The sequence below is a fragment of the Streptodolium elevatio genome, from assembly GCF_053592165.1.
In genome coordinates, this window is sequence record NZ_JBSFVE010000006.1 from 209,469 (window position 1) to 228,077 (window position 18,609).

At 71.4% G+C, this 18,609-nt stretch carries 14 protein-coding genes and 1 pseudogene; 7 read left to right on the forward strand and 8 right to left on the reverse strand.

The features are described from left to right. Positions 1-65 precede the first annotated feature (65 nt). Positions 66-416, forward strand: coding sequence for a GNAT family N-acetyltransferase (locus tag ACWD12_RS14305; RefSeq protein WP_450099795.1), 351 nt, complete (start codon positions 66-68; stop codon positions 414-416). Positions 417-881: 465 nt separating this feature from the next. Further along, a pseudogene (locus tag ACWD12_RS14310) lies at positions 882-1,088 on the forward strand (nuclear transport factor 2 family protein); the annotation flags it as partial. A 71-nt stretch (positions 1,089-1,159) separates the two neighbouring features. Here the strand turns inward: ACWD12_RS14310 and ACWD12_RS14315 are convergent. From ACWD12_RS14315 to ACWD12_RS14335, 5 genes are all read right to left on the reverse strand, one after another. Beyond that, entirely contained in the window at positions 1,160-2,698 is a 1,539-nt protein-coding gene (locus ACWD12_RS14315) for an acyltransferase family protein (protein WP_450099796.1), read from the reverse strand. A 153-nt stretch (positions 2,699-2,851) separates the two neighbouring features. Beyond that, positions 2,852-3,547, reverse strand: coding sequence for a response regulator (locus ACWD12_RS14320; protein WP_450099797.1), 696 nt, complete (start codon positions 3,545-3,547; stop codon positions 2,852-2,854). Further along, on the reverse strand, positions 3,544-4,497 hold the full coding sequence (locus ACWD12_RS14325; RefSeq protein WP_450099798.1) for a HAMP domain-containing sensor histidine kinase: 954 nt from the start codon (positions 4,495-4,497) through the stop codon (positions 3,544-3,546). The genes ACWD12_RS14320 and ACWD12_RS14325 overlap by 4 nt, the downstream gene beginning before the upstream one ends. Before the next feature lie 303 nt (positions 4,498-4,800). Further along, positions 4,801-6,204 (reverse strand): hypothetical protein, encoded by a 1,404-nt coding sequence (locus ACWD12_RS14330; protein WP_450099799.1) that lies wholly within the window; start codon positions 6,202-6,204, stop codon positions 4,801-4,803. A gap of 114 nt (positions 6,205-6,318) precedes the next feature. Then, positions 6,319-7,278, reverse strand: a complete 960-nt coding sequence (locus ACWD12_RS14335) for a LysR family transcriptional regulator (protein ID WP_450099800.1) — start codon at positions 7,276-7,278, stop codon at positions 6,319-6,321. Positions 7,279-7,410: 132 nt separating this feature from the next. Between ACWD12_RS14335 and dnaE the strand changes: the two genes are divergently transcribed. Beyond that, entirely contained in the window at positions 7,411-11,040 is a 3,630-nt protein-coding gene (gene dnaE, locus ACWD12_RS14340) for a DNA polymerase III subunit alpha (RefSeq protein WP_450099801.1), read from the forward strand. 119 nt (positions 11,041-11,159) lie between these two features. Here the strand turns inward: dnaE and ACWD12_RS14345 are convergent, their stop codons facing one another. Further along, positions 11,160-12,086, reverse strand: coding sequence for a LysR family transcriptional regulator (locus tag ACWD12_RS14345; RefSeq protein WP_450099802.1), 927 nt, complete (start codon positions 12,084-12,086; stop codon positions 11,160-11,162). A 93-nt stretch (positions 12,087-12,179) separates the two neighbouring features. Between ACWD12_RS14345 and ACWD12_RS14350 the strand changes: the two genes are divergently transcribed. From ACWD12_RS14350 to ACWD12_RS14360, 3 genes are read left to right on the forward strand one after another with little or no spacing between them, the layout of a single operon-like run. Further along, the gene (locus ACWD12_RS14350; RefSeq protein ID WP_450099803.1) at positions 12,180-12,881 is read left to right on the forward strand and encodes a succinate dehydrogenase cytochrome b subunit; all 702 of its coding nucleotides are present in this window, start codon (positions 12,180-12,182) and stop codon (positions 12,879-12,881) included. A gap of 1 nt (position 12,882) precedes the next feature. Further along, a complete protein-coding gene (locus ACWD12_RS14355; RefSeq protein ID WP_450099804.1) occupies positions 12,883-14,901 on the forward strand; it encodes a fumarate reductase/succinate dehydrogenase flavoprotein subunit in 2,019 nt (672 codons plus the stop codon). Further along, positions 14,898-15,644, forward strand: a complete 747-nt coding sequence (locus ACWD12_RS14360; RefSeq protein ID WP_450099805.1) for a succinate dehydrogenase/fumarate reductase iron-sulfur subunit — start codon at positions 14,898-14,900, stop codon at positions 15,642-15,644. Before ACWD12_RS14355 ends, ACWD12_RS14360 begins: the two co-directional genes overlap by 4 nt. 70 nt (positions 15,645-15,714) lie before the next feature. Here ACWD12_RS14360 and ACWD12_RS14365 read toward each other — a convergent pair whose 3' ends face one another. Both ACWD12_RS14365 and ACWD12_RS14370 read right to left on the reverse strand, forming a co-directional pair. Beyond that, complete coding sequence (locus tag ACWD12_RS14365) at positions 15,715-16,116, reverse strand: hypothetical protein (protein ID WP_450099806.1); 402 nt, start codon at positions 16,114-16,116, stop codon at positions 15,715-15,717. Further along, on the reverse strand, positions 16,097-16,297 hold the full coding sequence (locus ACWD12_RS14370) for a helix-turn-helix transcriptional regulator (RefSeq protein WP_450099807.1): 201 nt from the start codon (positions 16,295-16,297) through the stop codon (positions 16,097-16,099). The genes ACWD12_RS14365 and ACWD12_RS14370 overlap by 20 nt, the downstream gene beginning before the upstream one ends. Positions 16,298-16,684: 387 nt before the next feature. Here ACWD12_RS14370 and ACWD12_RS14375 point away from each other — a divergent pair, with 387 nt between their 5' ends. After that, positions 16,685-18,595 carry a flavin-containing monooxygenase gene (locus ACWD12_RS14375; protein ID WP_450099808.1) on the forward strand — a complete coding sequence of 637 codons (1,911 nt, stop codon included), beginning with the start codon at positions 16,685-16,687 and terminating at the stop codon, positions 18,593-18,595. Positions 18,596-18,609 lie beyond the last annotated feature (14 nt).

Below are 18,609 nucleotides of genomic sequence, written 5' to 3' on the forward strand. Positions count from 1 at the left end.
CAGCGCGTTCGACGACTTCGACGTCACCCGCAAACAATCGGCTGCCAACTGGCTCCCCAACCTCCTTGCCGAGGCGTCCGAACGGCCGCGGCCGCACCAGAGTCGCCCAACTGCCGGACGAGACGGTCGTCGGTCTGATCATGGGCGGCCCCGCGGACCCGAAGCTCGGCCATGACGCCGAGATCTACGCCTTTGCGGTCCGTCCCGATCGGCAAGGCCGTGGCCACGGCCGCGCCTTGCTGCGAACCGTGGCCGCCGACCTGTCCGCCGACGGGCTCGGCTCGCTGGCGGTCCGGGTACTGGGGTCCAACGAAGCCGCCCGCCGCTTCTACGCCTCCCAAGGCGGAGCCCTCGCGGGCGAGGCGCCGCCCGACGAGGTCGTCTACTCCTGGCCGCGAATCGCCGTCCTCCTCTGATCCGCCGAGCACGGCCGACCGCGGTAGGGCGAGCGTCCTCCACTCTCCGGGAGTTGTGATCCGGTTCCAGACCGCGGTGACGACCTCGCCTTGGAAGCCGACGAGGACGTCGACGCCGACCTGCCGATCCTCGGCTGCCTCGCGCTCGCCGTCATCGGGCCCACCGCGGGCCGCTTCCTCATCGACGTCGCCTGCGGCGTACCGCCCAAGCAGTTCGTCCGCAGCGAGTGGTTCGTCGGCATCGCGGTGCTGACCGGCGCCGTGTGGATCGCCCTCGACCAGGCCGGGCTGCCGCGCACCGCGAGCGCGCCGCTGGCCTTCGCGGTCGGGTTCGCCACGCGCGTCACGGCGCTCTACCGCGGGTGGGAGGAGCCGCTCGCGAGCGAACCGCGCGGTGCGTACCTGCACGAGGACGGCCGGCCCCTGCTGGGCCGCAAGCTCGCCGGCCTGTCACGGCGCGAGCTGCTGGAGCGGTTCGTCCTGGACATGCGGCGGCATCCGGCCGGGCCGGGGACCATGCTGCGGTGCTCGGAGGTCGACGCACCCGGCGAATGGGCCCGCTACCAATGGCTTTACCGCATGCCCGGGGACGGCACACAACTCACGGGCACCGACGTCGTGCACCTGCGCCGCGACCGGATCGACCAGATGATCGTCTTCGCCGGAGCGTAGCCGCCGACACGTGTCGGCGGTCGCCGGCTCATGTCGGTCACCTCCGGCCCGCCCCGGTCGTCAGCAGCCTGTCACTCCGCTCCTCGCGCTAGTGGACCACCTGGACGGCGCGCGAGTGTGTGTGCGCCGATGCCGAGCAGTGCGGCGGCGAGCAGCAGGCCGAGGCGACGGGTGTCGGCCGCCGGGTCCCATCCGAGATGGCCCACCTCGGGTACGACGAAGCCGCTGTACAGCAGCCAGCACACCACCGCGACGCCGACGGCGGCAACAGCACGTGCCGGAGCGCGGTACGTCACCACGGAGGCGAACACGCACAATGCCAGGAACGCCCAAGCCGTGTGCCGCGCCGCACCCGAGACGTCCATGACCGCCACCACCAGAACACCGCCGAAGAACGCCACGGCGATCACCGCGCCGGTGGACGCCGGCGTACGCACCACACGGGTTGCCCGCACGACCCCGACCGCCCTTCGGCCGTCGCGGCGACGGTCCCGCCGACGGCACAACGCCCGGTACGCCGGGCGCTCCACCACGACTGTCAGCACCCACCCGACCACGATGCCGGTGGCGATGAACCCGAGGACCTGCACCACCGGCCCGGCCCCGGCCTCGTACAGATAGCGCATCGCGAGGATGCCGAGTGAGAAGTGCGCCAGGTACGCGCCGTAGCTGATGCCCGCCAGCCAACGTACGGCCCGCTGCCCGGACTTCGGCAGCACCCTGTCCCAGTCGGGGCCCCAGGCCGCCACATGGACGCCCATGACGGCGAGCAGGATGAGCACCGTCATGACAACACCGCGCAGTTGCAGCCACTGCTCGAACAGGCCCGCCGCGGTGAGGGCGGCGCCGTGCACGCGGCCGATGCGCCCCGTCGCGACCAGGAACACCGCGACGCCGACGACGAACAAGTGGGCGCGGTGCCACCCGAGTCCGTCGTGCACCATGCGGAACGGCTCCCACGCGGTGTACGTGCGGATCGGCCACAACGCGAGCTCCGCCGCGAGCACGGACCACAACCACACCGCGGCACGCGGCCCACGGCGCCACGACCGCACCCGGACCACCACCAACACGGCGGTGAACGCCGCCAGTTGCACGGGCAGCGTCCAATAGGACAGGTCCACGAACGGATAGGTCTGCGGCTTCCACTGCCACAACATCAGCAGGTTCGCACCGATGTCCGACCACGTCGGGGCCCACCACCCGTCCCGGGCAAGGGTCCGCTGAAGGTAGCCGGTCACCAGCACCGCAGCCCAGAACGCGGGCAGGAGCCGGAACAGCCGTCCCAGCCACCACCGCCACGCGTCCTGCCGCGCCACCGCGACCGCGGCGAAGTAGCCGGACACCACCAGCAGCGTGCTCGCCCCGACCGGCCACCCCCACGTGAACGGCCGCTGACCCAACTCGGGGTGCCATGCCACCGCCAGCGACGTCCCGTGGAAGAGCATCACCAACAACACCGCGGCCACCCGGACGACGTCCCAGCTCAGCCGACGGCCGGACGACCGCGCCGCGGTCCTGCGCGGACCGTGCGTACGCCCGGCGGAGGTGTCGCCGTCAGGCACGTGGTCGGCGGACACGTGGTGGGCAGGCAGATGGTCAGCGGGCATGGCGTACGCAGTCTCCGATCGGTTTCGGCGAACCCTTCGCCGGCTCCGCGCTCGACGCGGGCATGCCGGGACTCGGCACCCTGCCCTCGGGGTTCACACGGCAGGTGTCGGGCGTGGCCCCGCCCGGGCCGCGCCGACCGCGGCAGGGACGGGTCACGGTTCGATGAGGCCTGCGCGAATCGCGTAGCGGGTGAGTTCGAGGCGGTCCTTGAGGCCGAGTTTCTGGAGCATGTTGGCGCGGTGCCTTTCGACGGTCTTGGCACTGATGACGAGCAGGTCGGCGATCTCCTTGGACGTGTGGCCCTCGGCGACGAGCTTGAGGACCTCCTCCTCGCGGTCGGTGATGGCTCGCGGAGGCAACGGGTCGCCGAGCCGCACGCGTTCGAGGTAGTCGCGGACGAGGGTGGTGACCGCACCGGGATAGATGAAGGGCTCGTCGCGTATCGCGGCGTGGCAGGCGTCGACGAGATCGCGGTCGGCGACCGACTTGAGGACGTAGCCGCTCGCGCCGACTCTGAGGGCCTCGAAGAAGTACTGCTCGTTGTCATACATCGTCAGGAAGAGGATCCGCAGGTCGGGCCGGAGCCGGGAGAGTTCGCGGGCGGCCTGCAGCCCGGTGGTGCGGGGCATGGCGATGTCGAGGACGGCCAGGTCGATGTCGCCGGCGCGGGCGCGGGCGACCGCCTCGGCGCCGTTGTCGGCCTCGGCGACGACGTGCAGGTCGGGTTCGCTGTCGAGGATGAGCCGGACGCCGCGGCGTACCAGCGCATGGTCGTCCGCGAGCAGGATGCGGGTGGGATCCGGGCGAGCGGGATCCGGGCCTGCGGAGGTCATGCCGGTGCGGGTCATGTGGTGCTCCTGGTGTGGACGGGTACCCGCAGGTGCACTTCTGTGCCGCCCGCGGCCCCGGGGCCCACCGCGAGTTCGGCCCCGATCAGCAGCGCGCGTTCGCGCATGCCGCTGATGCCGGTGCCCGCGGCGGCGGAGCCGATGCCCCGGCCGTTGTCGACGACCACGAGTTCGACGGCACCGGCGCCGACGGGCCGCAGGCTGATGACCGCGCGGTCCGCGTCGGCGTGCCGGGCGACGTTGGTGAGGGCTTCCTGCGCGACGCGGTAGACGACGAGCTCGGTCTGCGGATCCAGCGGCGGCAGGTGCGGGGCCAGTTCGCGCCGGACGGTCAGGCCGGGCGTACCGATCTCGGTGGCCAGCGCACGCAGGGCGCTGGCCAGGCCGAGTTCCTCCAAGACGCCGGGGCGCAGGCGGCGGGCGATGCGGCGGATCTCGTCGAGGCCGGTCCGGGTGGTCTCCTGGGCGAGCCGCAGGTCGTCGCGCAGCGGCGGCTCGGCCCGGTCCGCGGTGTGCTTGAGCTGCAGCAGTACGGCGGTGAGGGTCTGCCCGACCTCGTCGTGCAGTTCCTGGGCGACCCGGCGGCGCTCGCCTTCCTGGGCGGAGAGGGCGTTCGCCCTGCTGGCCGCGCGCTCGGTTTCGAGCCGGTCGACCATGGTGTTGAAGGTGCCGATCAGGTGCGCGACTTCACCCGGTCCCGCTACCTGCATGCGGGCTCCGGGGTGCATCGGGTCGACGCCGGTCATCGCGGCGGCCAGCCGCTCCAGCGGGGCCAGGGACATCCGCAGGACGACCGCGTTGGCGCCCAGCATCACCGCGGCGCCGGCGCCGATCACGACGGCCTCGCCGAGGTTCACGGGCGTCGACACCGTCACCGGGCCGAGCAGCAGGAGCGCGGCGAGGGCCAGGACCGCGGCGTTGGGAAGGAAGATCCGCCAGAACAACGACACGACGTTCCCTCGCGCTCCCTGGTGCGGCCGCCGTACGCCGACCGCACTCCGGCCGACTGAGCCGTCCGGGCGGCTCAGTCGGTTCCCACCCGCCACAGTCTTGCGAGGTGCCGCATCGTGCGTCCATCCGGAGTGACACCCATCTGTGTACGTTTCCGCGCACGGCCCGCGCGTGCGCCCCGGGGAGGCGACGAACCCGGGTGGGCTGGTCTCACGGTTTGCCCGCGAGGAACATCAGGAGGCCGGGCGGCGGCCCGCCCCGGTGCACCGGCTCGTTCGGGTGGGGCCGCGCGGGGGCCGGGGTCAGGGCTGGACCGCGAAGACGTGGACCGCCCTGTCGACGATCGTGTAGGCGTGCCGGGTGCCGACCGGGGTGGGCACCGACTCCTCGGCGGTGAGGGCCAGCTCCGGTTCCTTGGCGACCACGTTGCCGGTGCGCGCGTCGAGGGCGACGGGGTTGCCGGAATTAGCCCACAGGATGCCGCCGACGATGCTCACCGGTACGAGGGGGTCGTCGCCTCGGGTCTGCTGCCACAACGTCTGCCCCGAGGCCGTCTCCCAGGCCGTGGACCGGGACTTGTCGCGGTCGGTGGCGAGGACGGCGATCTTGCCTTCCGGGTCCGCGACCGCGAAGAGGGCGCCGGCGGGGCTGGTCGGGCCGGTGCCGGCGGGCTTGCCGGTGACGGGGTCGTACAGCCCGACGACGCGGCCGTCTTCGGAGCCGGCCGCGGCCCAGGAGATGACGATCTTCCCGGCCAGGCTGCCGAGCACCTCCGGGCCGTCCGCGGACGTGTTGCCCGTCGGCTCGGCCCCCGCGGGACGCACGAGCGTGTCACTGGCCCAGCGGCGTGCGCCGGTGGCGGGGTCGAGGGCGACGAGTGTGCGGCCGTTCGTCTGCGAAGTGTCGCCTGCGCGCTCGTACTTGAACATCGTTCCGGCGGCCATGGCCTTCGATTCGGCACCACCGCCGCCCACGACATAGACCTCGCCCCGTGCGATGGCATAGGAACAGGCGTCGGTGACCGAGCAGTTCATGCGCTGTCCCGCGCCGGTGTCGCCGACGCGCCGGACGCTCAGCGCCTCCTTGCTCCCGCCCTCGGGGGCCAGGATCCAGCCGTCCTGGAGGATCGAGTCGTGCATGCTCAGGCGCTCTTCGCCGCCGCCCAGGCGTTCGCCCCGCTCGTCGTACGCCTCGATCAGCCACGGCTTCTCGGCGGTCGGATCGTCGGCCTTGGTACGGGGCTGCTGCCCGCGCACGATGACGGCGGGCTTGCCGAGCCACGTCTCGCCGCTGACCTCGCCGTACACGTTCAGCGTCTTGCGCACCGTGCCGGTGGCCACGTCGCGCAGCTCCACCGTCTGCTGCCGGAGGCTGTCCGAGGAAGTGCCGTACGCAGGTGTGGCGGACGGCTCGGGGCCGACGGCGTTCGCGATGGCGACCGTTCCCTCCCCGAGGGCGAACACCGTCGTGCTGGTGTCCGTCGTGCTCTTGCGCTCGACGGACCACAGGGGCTTGGCCGCCAGCCCGGGCAGATCCGGCCCCTCGTACGCGGGCCCGTCCGCCGCCGCACCGTCCGCCGCACCGGTCCGACCGCTCGCCCCCGGCTCGGGGGTGCCGGGGCCGACTGACGAATCGCCCGAGGAACTGCACGCCGACAGCGTCAGGAGGGCAGTGACCGCGGCTATTTGGACAAGGTGGCGGCGCACGTGTTCTCCAGGCGTCGGTGATCTTGAGGGCGACTGACAATAGAGGGCACCTCGCCAATACCGCCATCCACTCCGCGCGGACCGCCAAACGCTCTCAGAACGTTGCGCGAGACCTCACCCCGTGGTGCCGCCTGCTCTCCCCGCGGTCCGTGCCCAGGTCGGCTTCCAGGCTTCTCCCTCGACGAGTTGGGGCCGGGTGACGGTCAGGTGGGCGCGCAGCGCGGCCAGCCCGGGATGGCGGTTGGCGGTGTGCCACAGGAGGAAGTGCGGGTACACGGGGCTCGGGTCGCGGAGCGGGATGCGGCGGAGGTCGTATCCGGCCGGCCAGACGAGCGGGGTGCGATCGCTGAGGAGGGTGGCCACGACCGGGGAGTCCGCGACGGTGTCCAGCAGGCTCTCGACGCCGAAGTCCGGGCCGACGGCGTCGATGGACAGCTCGAAGGTGTCGGCGAGTTCGTCGTAATAGGCGGCCCATTCGGTGCCCGGCACCGCGCCGGGGATCCAGATGCGGTGGCCGACGAGCTGCGCGGGTGCGACGACGCGGGCGCCGGCGAACTCGTGCGCCGGGCCGGTGACGAGTTGCAGGGGCTCGTCGAGGACCGGCGTGGCCTCGACGTCGTCGGGAAGACGGCGTCCCGGGGCGGCGACGGCGCGGAAGGTCGCGTCGATGGCACCGGAGCGCAGGGCGTCGACGGCCTCGTCGACATGGAAGAGCGTCACGACGTCGAGTTCGACGGCGGGGTGGGTGCGGTGGAAGTCGCGCAGCAGGCCCGCGGCCGCCGTCCGGCGGCCGATCACGTCGACACGCAGCGGGCGGCTGCCCGGGCGTACCGATGCGGCGGCGCGTTCCTCGGCCAGCAGCAGGGCGCGGGCGTGCGGGAGGAAGGCCTGTCCGTCGACGGTGAGCCGGGCACCGCGCGGTGTGCGGGTGAACAGGCGTACCCCGAGGCCGTCTTCGAGCGCGGCGATGCGCTTGGAGACGGCCTGCTGGGTGATCGCGAGAGCGACGGCGGCTTCCTGGAACTGCCCCGCGTCTGCGGCGACGACAAAGGTGCGCACTGCTGAGAGATCCACGCCGCTCATCTTAGAGGCACAACCATTGGTTGTTCCACAGCGGACTTTTAGTTGTTTGATTCCGGAATTCAGGCTGGTTTTGATGGTCCGGGTCAACGCTTGGTTGAGCTGTCGCCTCCCGGAGATGACGCCGTGCCCGATTCGTTCGTCCACCTGCACAACCACACCGAGTACTCGATGCTGGACGGTGCCCAGCGCCTGGCGCCGATGTTCGCCGAAGTGGCCCGGCAGGGCATGCCCGCGATCGCGATGAGCGACCACGGCAACATGTTCGGCGCATACGAGTTCGCCCGCGTCGCGCGGGACTTCCCGGACGTCAAGCCGGTCATCGGGATCGAGGCGTACGTCGCCCCGTCGTCGCGCTTCTCCCGCACCAGGGAGTTCTGGGGCCCGGGTGGCCGGCGCGCGACGGGCGACGACGGCGAGGGGTCGAAGGACGTCTCGGGCGGCGGACGCTTCACCCACATGACCATGTGGGCGTACGACGCGCGCGGCCTGCGCAACCTGTTCCGGCTCGCCACGCGCGCCAGCTACGAAGGCCAGTTCCCGGCCGGCAAGCCGCGCATGGACCGCGAGCTGATCGCCGAGCGGCCGGACGGCGTCATCGCCACGACCGGCTGCCCGTCCGGCGAGGTCCAGACCCGGCTGCGGCTGGGCCAGTACGCCGAGGCGAGGGCGGCCGCGGCGGCGTACCAGGACATCTTCGGCCGGGAGAACTACTTCCTCGAACTCATGGACCACGGCCTGGACATCGAGCGCGACGTCCGCGACGGCCTGCTGCGCCTGGCCCGTGACCTGGGCATCCCGCTCCTGGCCACCAACGACGCGCACTACGTCACCGAGGACCAGGCCGACGCCCACGACAACCTGCTGTGCATCGGGGTGGGCAAGAACAAGGACGATCCGAAGCGCTTCCGCTTCGCCGGGTCGGGCTACTACCTCAAGACCGCCGCCCAGATGCGCGAGCTGTTCGCCGACCTGCCGCAGGCGTGCGACAACACGCTGCTGGTCGCCGAGCGCGTCGGGGCGTACGACGAAGTCTTCGACCACGTCGACGAGATGCCGCTGTTCCCGGACGTGCCCGAGGGCGTGACGCAGGAGTCGTGGCTCCGCTCCGAGACCGTCAAGGGCCTGGTGATGCGGTACGGCGACCCGCTCCCCCGGCACGTCCTGGACCGCTTCGAGACCGAGATGGCGGTCATCGGCCCGATGGGCTTCAGCGCGTACTTCCTCGTCGTCGCGGACATCTGCCGGTACGCCCGCGAGAACGGCATCCCCCTCGGACCCGGCCGCGGCTCGGCCACCGGCTCCATCGTCGCCTATGCCACGCGCATCACCGAACTGTGCCCGCTGGAACACGGCCTGCTGTTCGAGCGCTTCCTCAATCCCGAGCGCATCAACCCGCCGGACGTCGACCTCGACTTCGACGACCGCAAGCGCGACCGGATGGTCCGCTACGTCACCGAGAAGTACGGCGACGAGTACACCGCCCTCGTGAACACCTTCGGCAGGATCAAGGCGAAGAACGCGATCAAGGACTCGGCGCGCGTGCTGGGCTACCCGTACGCGCACGGCGAGCGGATCACCAAGGCACTCCCGCCCGACCAGAACGGCAAGTCCGCTCCGCTGGCCGCCATCTTCGACGCCGGCCATCCGCGCCACGCCGAGGCCGGCGAGATCCGGCGGCTGTACGAGGCCGACCCGGACGTGCGCAGGGTTGTGGACACGGCCCGCGGCGTGGAGGGCCTCACCCGCGGCACCGGCGTGCACGCGGCTGCGGTCATCCTGTCCAAGACCCGGCTCACCGACCGCATCCCGCTGCACATGCGGGCCTCGGACGGTGCGCGCATCACCGGCTTCGACTACCCCTCGTGCGAGGCGATGGGGCTGGTCAAGATGGACTTCCTGGGGCTGCGCAACCTCGGCGTCATCGACCAGGCCATCGGGAACATCCGGGAGAACCGGGGCGTGCGCCTGGCGACGGTGGCACCGCCGGTGCCGGACCCGGCCACCCTGGTGATCCCGTTGGACGACGCCCGGACGTACCGGCTGCTGGCGGACGGCAACACGCTCGGCGTCTTCCAGCTCGACAGCGGCGGCATGCGCGCCCTGCTCAAGCTGATGGAACCCACCCGGTTCGAGGACATCGCCGCGGCGAACGCCCTGTACCGCCCCGGCCCGATGGCCGCGAACGCGCACACCAACTACGCGCTGCGCCAGAACGGCAAGCAGGAACCGGCGCCCATCCACCCGGAGTTGAAGGATGCGCTCGAACCGATCCTCGGCTCCACCCACCACTTGCTCGTGTACCAGGAGCAGATCATGGCGATCGCACGGCAGTTGGCCGGCTACACGCTGGGCGGTGCCGACATGCTGCGTCGCGCGATGGGCAAGAAGAAGCCGGAGGTGCTGGCCGCGGAGTGGGAGAAGTTCAGCGGCGGCATGCGCGCCAACGGCTACTCCGACGCGGCGGTGCGGGCCGTGTGGGACGTCATGCTGCCGTTCTCCGGGTACGCGTTCAACAAGTCCCACACGGCCGGCTACGGCCTGGTCTCGTACTGGACGGCGTACCTCAAGGCCAACTACCCGGCCGAGTACATGGCCGCGCTGCTCACCTCGGTCGGTGACGACAAGGACAAGATGGCCGTCTACCTGGCCGACGCGCGGCGCCTGGGCGTCAAGGTCCTGTCGCCGGACGTCAACGCGTCCGACGTCGAGTTCACCGCGGTCGGCGACGACGTGCGGTTCGGTCTCACGGCGATCCGCAACGTCGGTGTGCCGGTGGCCGAAGCGGTCATCCGGGGCCGGCGGAAGCGTGGGGCGTACGCCTCCTTCGCCGACTTCCTCGGCAAGGTCGAAGCCGTCGTGTGCAACAAGCGCGCCGTCGACTCACTCGTCAAAGCCGGGGCGTTCGACTCACTCGGGCACACCCGCAAGGCGCTCCACGCCGTGCACGAGGCCGCCGTCGACGCCGTCATCGGCGTCAAACGCCAGGAGGAACACGGGCAGTTCGACCTGTTCGGCGACGGCGGATCCGCGGATCCCGGGGGAAGCGGCGGCGAGCCCCGGGCCGCCGACCGCCCCGCCGCCGTCGGACTCGGTTTCACGCTCGGCGACGACGAATGGCCGCGCAGGCAACTCCTCGCCACCGAACGGGAGATGCTCGGCTTGTACGTCTCCGGCCATCCGCTCGACGGGGCCGAGCACATCCTCGCCCGCAACCGCGACACGACCGTCGCGGACCTGCTCGGCTCCGGCCGGTCCGAGGGCTTCGTGCAGCTCGCCGGCCTGGTCACGGCGGTCGACCGCCGCGTCAACAAGGCCGGTAACCCCTGGGCGATCCTCACGCTGGCCGACCACGACGCGTCCGTGGAAGTGCTCTTCTTCCCGAAGAACTACGCGCTCCACGCACCGGAGTTCGTCGAGGACAACGCGGTCGCCGTCCGTGGCCGGGTCAACGAACGGGACGGCACCGTCTCGGTCTTCGGCGAGAGTCTCACACCGCTGGACATCTCCGCCGCGGCACACGGCGGCCGCCCGCCGGTCGTGCTCGCGCTGCACGAACGCCGCATCACGCCCGACCTGGTGGCCCGCCTCAAGTCCGTCCTGCTCGGCCACCCCGGCGACACCGAGGTACGCCTGCGCATGACCAACCGCGACGGCGGCACCACGCTGATGCGCCTGGGTCCGGCGGTCGCCGACACGACGGCGTTCGCTTCGGAGATCAAAGCGCTGCTGGGCGCGGACGCCTGGAGTGTCTGACATTCCGACCGCGCGGACCGCGTAGACCCTGCGAACCGCGCCAACCATGCCAACTGCGTGGACCACACGAACCGCGCATACCAGGCAGACCATGCGGATCGCGCCGCCCGTGACGCGCTTCATCCCGCGGTGTCCTCGGTCCCCGCGGCGGCCAGGCCACGCTGATGGGAGGCGAGCAGCACCTTCTGGAACTCGCGGGCCGCGCGGGAAGGGGCGACGTCGGCGCGGTGCGCCAGCGCGATGGTGCGCTGCAGGCGGCTTTGCGGGGCGAAGGGCGTGACCCTCAGGTCTCGTGCGCGCGAGGCCACCATGCTCGGGACGACGGCGACGCCCAGGCCCGCACGTACGAACCCGAGCACCGCGTCCATCTCGCCGCCCTCGACGGCGAAGGACGGCTCGAAGCCGTCCGCGCGGCATGCCGCGACCGTGAGTTCGCGCAGGTCGTAGCCGTGCCGGAACATCACCAGCGGTTCGTCGCGCAGATCGGCGACGGCGACCGTACGCCCGTCGCCGGGTGCCGGCCCGGCGGCCGACGAGACCACGACCAGGTCCTCGCGCAGCAGCTCCACCGTCGTCAGCACCGGCGAGGGACGCGGCAGCGGAAGGACCACCAAGGCCAAGTCCAGTGCGCCGCGGGCCAGTTCGCGGACGAGGCCGTGCGATCCGCTCTCCTCGATGAGCAGTCGGATGCCCGGGTGCATGTCGTGGAAGGTCCGCAGGATATCCGGCAGCAGACCGGTGCACAGGCTCGGCGTGGCGCCGAGCCGCACGCGCCCGCGGCGCAGCTGGGCCAGCTCCTGCACCTCCAGGCGGGCGGTGTCGGCGTCCGCGAGGATCCGCTGCGCGAGCGGCAGCAGCGCCTCGCCGGCCTCGGTGAGCGCGATGTTGCCGCGGGCCCGGCTGAACAATTCCGTGCCCAGCTCGGTCTCCAGCGCCCGGATCTGCTGCGAGAGCGAGGGCTGCGACACGTGCACCCGCTCCGCGGCCCGGGTGAAGTGCCGCGTCTCGGCCACCGCGACGAAGTACGCCAACTGCTGGAACTGCATGCGGACAGTCTAGCTCCACGATAGGAACTAGCTATCAAGACGAGCAGGATCATGTCTTGGACCTCTGGTGGATACCGGCCTACCGTCGGCTTCATGGCTCTCGCAACCAGGGACCGACGGCCCCCCACCGCCCGCACGCTGTGGGACTCCTCCGTCGGCAAGAAGACGGTCATGGCCGTGACCGGGCTGATCATGCTCGGGTACCTGGTCGCGCACATGGCGGGCAACCTCAAGATCTTCTTCGGCCCCGACGAGTTCAACGGCTACGGCCACTGGCTGCGGCACATGGGCGAGCCGGTCCTGCACAGCCACTGGGGCCTGTGGATCGTGCGGCTCGGGCTGCTCGCGTCGGTGATCCTGCACGCCGTGTGCGCGTACCAGCTCAGCCGCCGCGACCTCAGGGCGCGCCCGGTGCGGTACGCCCACCCGCGCCCCCGCGCAAGCTACGCCACCCGGACCATGCGCTGGGGCGGCGTCATCGTGGCGCTGTTCATCGTCTGGCACATCCTCGACCTGACGACGCTGACCGTGAACGAGAACGCGCAGGCGGGCCATCCGTACGAGAACGTCGTCGCGACCTTCTCCACCTGGTACGGCAACACCGTCTACATCGTCGCCATGCTCGCCGTCGGCCTGCACATCCGGCACGGATTCTGGAGCGCCGCCCAGACGCTCGGCGTCGGCAGCGCCAAGCGCGACCGCGTGCTGAAGGCGACCGCCAACCTCCTCGCGGCGACGCTGACCATCGGCTTCATCTCCGTACCCGTCGCCGTCATGACCGGACTGGTGGACTGACATGAGCACCCACGACTCCCGCGACCACCACGACCACCACGACCACCACGACGACGCCGGCTACGCCGACTACGCGATCGGGGCACCGATCGCGGACGACAAGGCCCCCGACGGCCCCGTCGCCGACCGCTGGAACCGCCGCCGCTTCGAGGCGAAGCTCGTCAACCCGGCCAACCGGCGCAAGCACACCGTCATCGTCGTCGGCACCGGCCTCGCCGGTGCGTCCGCCGGCGCCACGCTCGCCGAACAGGGATATCGCGTCCTGCAGTTCTGCTTCCAGGACTCGCCGCGGCGGGCGCACTCGATCGCCGCGCAGGGCGGCATCAACGCCGCGAAGAACTACCGCAACGACGGCGACTCCGTGCACCGGCTGTTCTACGACACCGTCAAGGGCGGCGACTTCCGCGCGCGCGAGTCGAACGTCCACCGCCTCGCCGAGATCTCCGTCGAGATCATCGACCAGTGCGTCGCCCAGGGCGTGCCGTTCGCACGCGAGTACGGCGGCCTCCTCGACACCCGCTCGTTCGGCGGCGTCCAGGTCTCCCGGACCTTCTACGCCCGCGGCCAGACCGGGCAGCAACTCCTGCTCGGCGCCTACCAGGCACTCTCCCGGCAGATCGCGGCCGGCACCGTCGAGATGCACCCGCGTACCGAGATGCTCGACCTGGTCGTCATCGACGGCCGGGCGCGCGGCATCGTCGCGCGGGACCTGGTGACCGGCGAGATCGCGACGTACCTGGCGGACGCCGTCGTGCTGGCGTCCGGCGGCTACGGCAACGTCTTCTACCTCTCGACCAACGCGGTGAACTCGAACGCGACGGCGGTGTGGCGGGCGCACCGGCGCGGCGCGTACTTCGCGAACCCCTGCTTCACGCAGATCCACCCCACCTGCATCCCGCGTACCGGCGAGCACCAGTCGAAGCTGACGCTGATGAGCGAATCGCTGCGCAACGACGGCCGCATCTGGGTGCCGGCGCAACCCGGCGACCGGCGGCCCCCCGCGGAGATCCCCGAGGCCGAACGCGACTACTACCTCGAGCGCATGTACCCGTCCTTCGGCAACCTCGTGCCCCGCGACATCGCCTCGCGTGCCGCGAAGAACGTCTGCGACGAAGGACGCGGGGTCGGGCCGGGCGGGCAGGGCGTGTACCTCGATTTCGCCGACGCGATCGCGCGCCTGGGCCGCGACAAGGTCGCGGAGCAGTACGGGAACCTCTTCGAGATGTACGAGCGGATCACCGCCGAGGACCCGTACGAAGTCCCCATGCGCATCTACCCCGCCGTGCACTACACGATGGGCGGCCTGTGGGTCGACTACGACCTCCAGACCACCGTGCCCGGCCTGTTCGCGATCGGCGAGGCCAACTTCTCCGACCACGGCGCCAACCGGCTCGGCGCCTCCGCGCTGATGCAGGGGCTCGCGGACGGCTACTTCGTCCTGCCCGCCTCCGTGAACGACTACCTCGCGCGCACCCCGCACACCGCCCGGCCCGCGGGTGCCGGGCAGGCCGACGCGAACCACCCGGCCGCCGTCGCCGCCCGGCGCGAGACCGAGGACCGGCTGGCCCGGCTCCTCGCCGTCGACGGCGACCGCACGCCCGACTCCTTCCACCGGGAGATCGGCGAACTGATGTGGGAGCACTGCGGCATGGCGCGTACCGAGGCCGGGCTGCGCAAGGCGCTCGACCGCATCCCGCAGATCCGCGAGGACTTCTGGCGGCGCGTCAAGGTCCCGGGCACCGGCGCGGAGTTCAACCAGTCGCTGGAGAAGGCGAACCGCGTCGTCGACTACCTCGAACTCGCCGAGCTGATGTGCCTGGACGCCCTGCACCGCAGCGAGTCCTGCGGCGGGCACTTCCGCGAGGAGTCGCAGACCCCCGACGGTGAGGCGGCGCGCAAGGACGACGAGTTCGCGTACGCCGCGGCCTGGGAGTTCACCGGCGCCGGCCGGGCGCCGACCCTGCACAAGGAAGACCTGGTCTTCGAGTACGTCCACCCCACCCAGCGGAGCTACGCATGAAGCTCACCCTGCGCGTCTGGCGGCAGAAGAACGCCGACGCCCCCGGCGCGATGAAGACATACGAGGTCGACGGCGTCTCCCCGGACATGTCGTTCCTCGAAATGCTCGACACCCTCAACGAGGACCTGATCCTGCGCGGCGACGAGCCGGTGGCCTTCGACCACGACTGCCGCGAAGGCATCTGCGGCGCGTGCAGCCTGGTCATCAACGGCGACGCGCACGGCCCCGAACGCACCACCTCTTGCCAGTTGCACATGCGGTCCTTCCGCGACGGCGACACCATCGACGTCGAACCCTGGCGGGCCGCGGCCTTCCCGGTGGTCCGGGACCTGGTGGTGGACCGCTCGGCGTTCGACCGGATCATCCAGGCCGGCGGCTTCGTCACCGCCCCCACCGGATCGGCGCCCGAGGCCCACGCGACCCCGGTCCCGAAGGCCGACGCCGACCACGCCTTCGAGCACGCGGAGTGCATCGGCTGCGGCGCGTGCGTGGCGGCCTGCCCGAACGGCTCGGCGTCGCTGTTCACTTCGGCGAAGGTCAACCACCTCAACGTCCTGCCGCAGGGCGCGCCCGAACGCGAGACCCGGGTGCTCGACATGGTCGCGCAGATGGACGCCGAGGGCTTCGGCGGCTGCACGCTCACCGGAGAGTGCGCGACCGCGTGCCCCAAGGGCATCCCGCTGCCGTCCATCACCGCGATGAACAAGGAGTGGCTGCGCGCGACCCGCAAGGTCAAGCGGTAGACCGCCGTCCCCGCGTCGTCGGTGGTGGCTCGTCCGCCGGCGCGTCGCTTGCGCCCGCGGGGTGCCGGGGTCAGCCGCGCCGCGTGTAGTACGCGGCCGCGGCCATGTAGGACACACCGCCCGCGGCGGCGAGCCAGGTGAACGGGCCGCCGACGTCGCCGCGGGCGAGTTCGACGAGGCAGCCGGCCAGGGTCGCAATGATCATCACGGCTCCCGAGGCCGAGGTCGCCTTGAGGTTGATCAGCCTGCGGCGCTCGTCTTCCTCGCGCCCGCCGAGTTGCGCGGCGATGTCGCTGCGCCGGCCGAGGAAAGTGACGGCCAGGGCGTAGCCGATCACGATGACCGGCATCGCGACGGCCAGGAACACCTTGCCGTTCACCGCCGCGATCACCGCCATGGCGGTGCCGATGAGGCAGGCCGTCGCCAGGACGGACCACCGGCTGTGGGCAGGACTACGTGTCGTCGTCGACATGGAAGATCTCCTCCACCGTTGTCCCGAAGTGCCGGGCGATACGGATCGCCAGCGGCAGCGACGGGTCGTAGCGGCCTTGCTCGATCGCGTTCACGGTCTGCCTGGAGACCCCCAACACGGCACCGAGCGCCTGTTGGGAGAGCTCCTGGGCGGTCCGCAGCCGCCGGACGTCATTCCGCACACATGGAAAGTACGCTTTACATCCTCAGCGTGTCAAGGACGCTTTACATCGGCACGACGGCCGCTCAGGGGAGCCGAATCGCCGGGATGGCGACGTCGTCCTCGGCGTGGTCGCAGCACGGCGATCGGGTCCTCGTTCCCGACGAGTGCGTAGCTGCGCAGCCCGGTGCGGAGCCGGCCCGGTGCGGAGCCGGCCCGGTGCTCGCGTTCGTACAGCCGGTTGCTCCCGGCGATCTGGCCCGAGGTGGCGGCGCTGTCGTTGCGCCCCCGTTGCCTCGCAACAGCCCTTTACTTCGTGCGCGGCAGGCCCCAGGATCCAGATGTTCCCAATGGGAACTTCCCGAGATCCGCCCGGCCCACCTCGGGTTCGAACGCTCCGGAGGCCTCCGTGACGACCGTTTATCCCCGCACCGGCGCCGCCGACCTGCCTCTGCCGGGGTACGACGCCGCCGCCGCGCGGGCCGCCCTCGCCGGGGCCGATCCGCGCGCGATGCTGATGTCGCTGGTGCACGTCACCCACGACGCCGGGGCGCTGGGCGAGTTCGCGGCCGTGTGCGACCCCCGCGCCGACACCGGGGACCTGGTCGAAGCGCTGACGGCACGGCTCGCGGACGTACTGACCGGGGGCTCCGCCACGGTGGACAAGCCGCTGCCCGACGAGCTGTTCCACGCGATGGTGTCGACGTTCGCGCGTGAGGACGTGGGCCCGGAGTACCTGCCGGTGCTGCGCGACCAGTGCGGCTTCGACGCGCTGGAGGCGCCGGTCGGCGCCGCGCCGCCGGCGCCGACCGGGCGGCACGTCGTGGTGATCGGCGCCGGGCTGACCGGGATCGCGGCGGCCGTACGGCTGGCCGAGGCCGGGCACACGTACCGCGTGTACGAGCGCAACGCCGACGTGGGTGGGGTCTGGCTGGTCAACCGCTATCCGGGCGTCGGCGTCGACACCCCCAGCCACTTCTACTCGTACTCGTTCGCCGTCAACCCCGGCTGGCCCGCCTTCTACTCGTCCGGGCCGATCGTGCTCGACTACCTGCGCAAATGCGCGGACGCGTACGGGGTGCGCGAGCACATCGAGTTCGACACCCAGGTGGTCTCCTGCGCCTGGGACGAGGACGCGCGCAAGTGGACCGTGACGACCCGCCACGCGGACGGCACCGCCGCCGTCGAGACGGCCGACGCGGTGATCGGCGCCATCGGGTTCTTCCAGGACCCGATGTACCCGGACATCCCTGGCCTCGGCGACTTCGCCGGAACCGTGGTGCACACGGCGGCCTGGGATCCCGAGCTGGACCTCACCGGCCGCCGCGTCGCGCTGGTCGGGACCGGCGCCAGCGCCATGCAGACCGCCCCGACGATCGTCGACGACGTGGCCGAACTGACCGTCTTCCAGCGGCAGCCGTCGTGGATCCAGCCGCGCCGCGCCGCCGACCTGGCCGTGCCCGAGGGGACGCTCTGGGCGATGCGCCATGTGCCGGCCTACGCGGAATGGTTCCGCGCAATGACGTACTGGATGGCTTCGGACGGCAACTTCGCCCACGTCGCCGTCGATCCGGCGTGGACCTCGCCCGAGGTGTCCGTGTCGGCGGCGAACGAGCGGCTGCGGCAGGTGATGATCGCCTACGCCCGCGAGGAACTGGGCGACCGTCCGGACCTGTTGGCGAAGGTCGTGCCGGCGTACCCGCCCTTCGGCAAGCGCATTCTGCGGGACGTCGACTGGTACCGCATGCTGCGGCGCGACCATGTGGAGCTGTGCACGGACCCGATCGAGCGGATCGTGCCGGAGGGCGTCAGGACCGCGGACGGCAACACCGTCGAGGCCGATATCCTGGTGCTGGCCACGGGGTTCCACCTGCTGCCGATGCTGCGCTCGGTCGCGGTCACCGGCCGCGACGGCGTCGCCCTCGCCGAGGTGTGGGGGGACGAGGACCCGCGTGCGCACCTCGGCGTCACCGTGCCCGGCTTCCCGAACTTCTTCGTGCTCTCCGGCCCCAACTCCAGCCCGGGCCACGGCGCCGGCAACAACTTCATCTCCGAGGTGCAGCTCCACCACGTGCTCGCCTGCCTCGACCTGGTGCGTGAGCGCGGCGCCCGGGCGATCGAACCGACGGCCGAGGCGCACGAGGCGTACAGCCGCGCCGTCGACGCCGCGATGGACAACCTGGTGTGGAGCCACCCGACGGTACGCGGCTACTACCGCAACAGCAGTGGCCGCGTCGTGGTCACGTGCCCGTGGCGGCTGGTCGACTACTGGCACATGCTGCGTACGCCCGACCCCGAGGCCCACCGGCTCCTGACCTGACCGCCGCGCGGGCG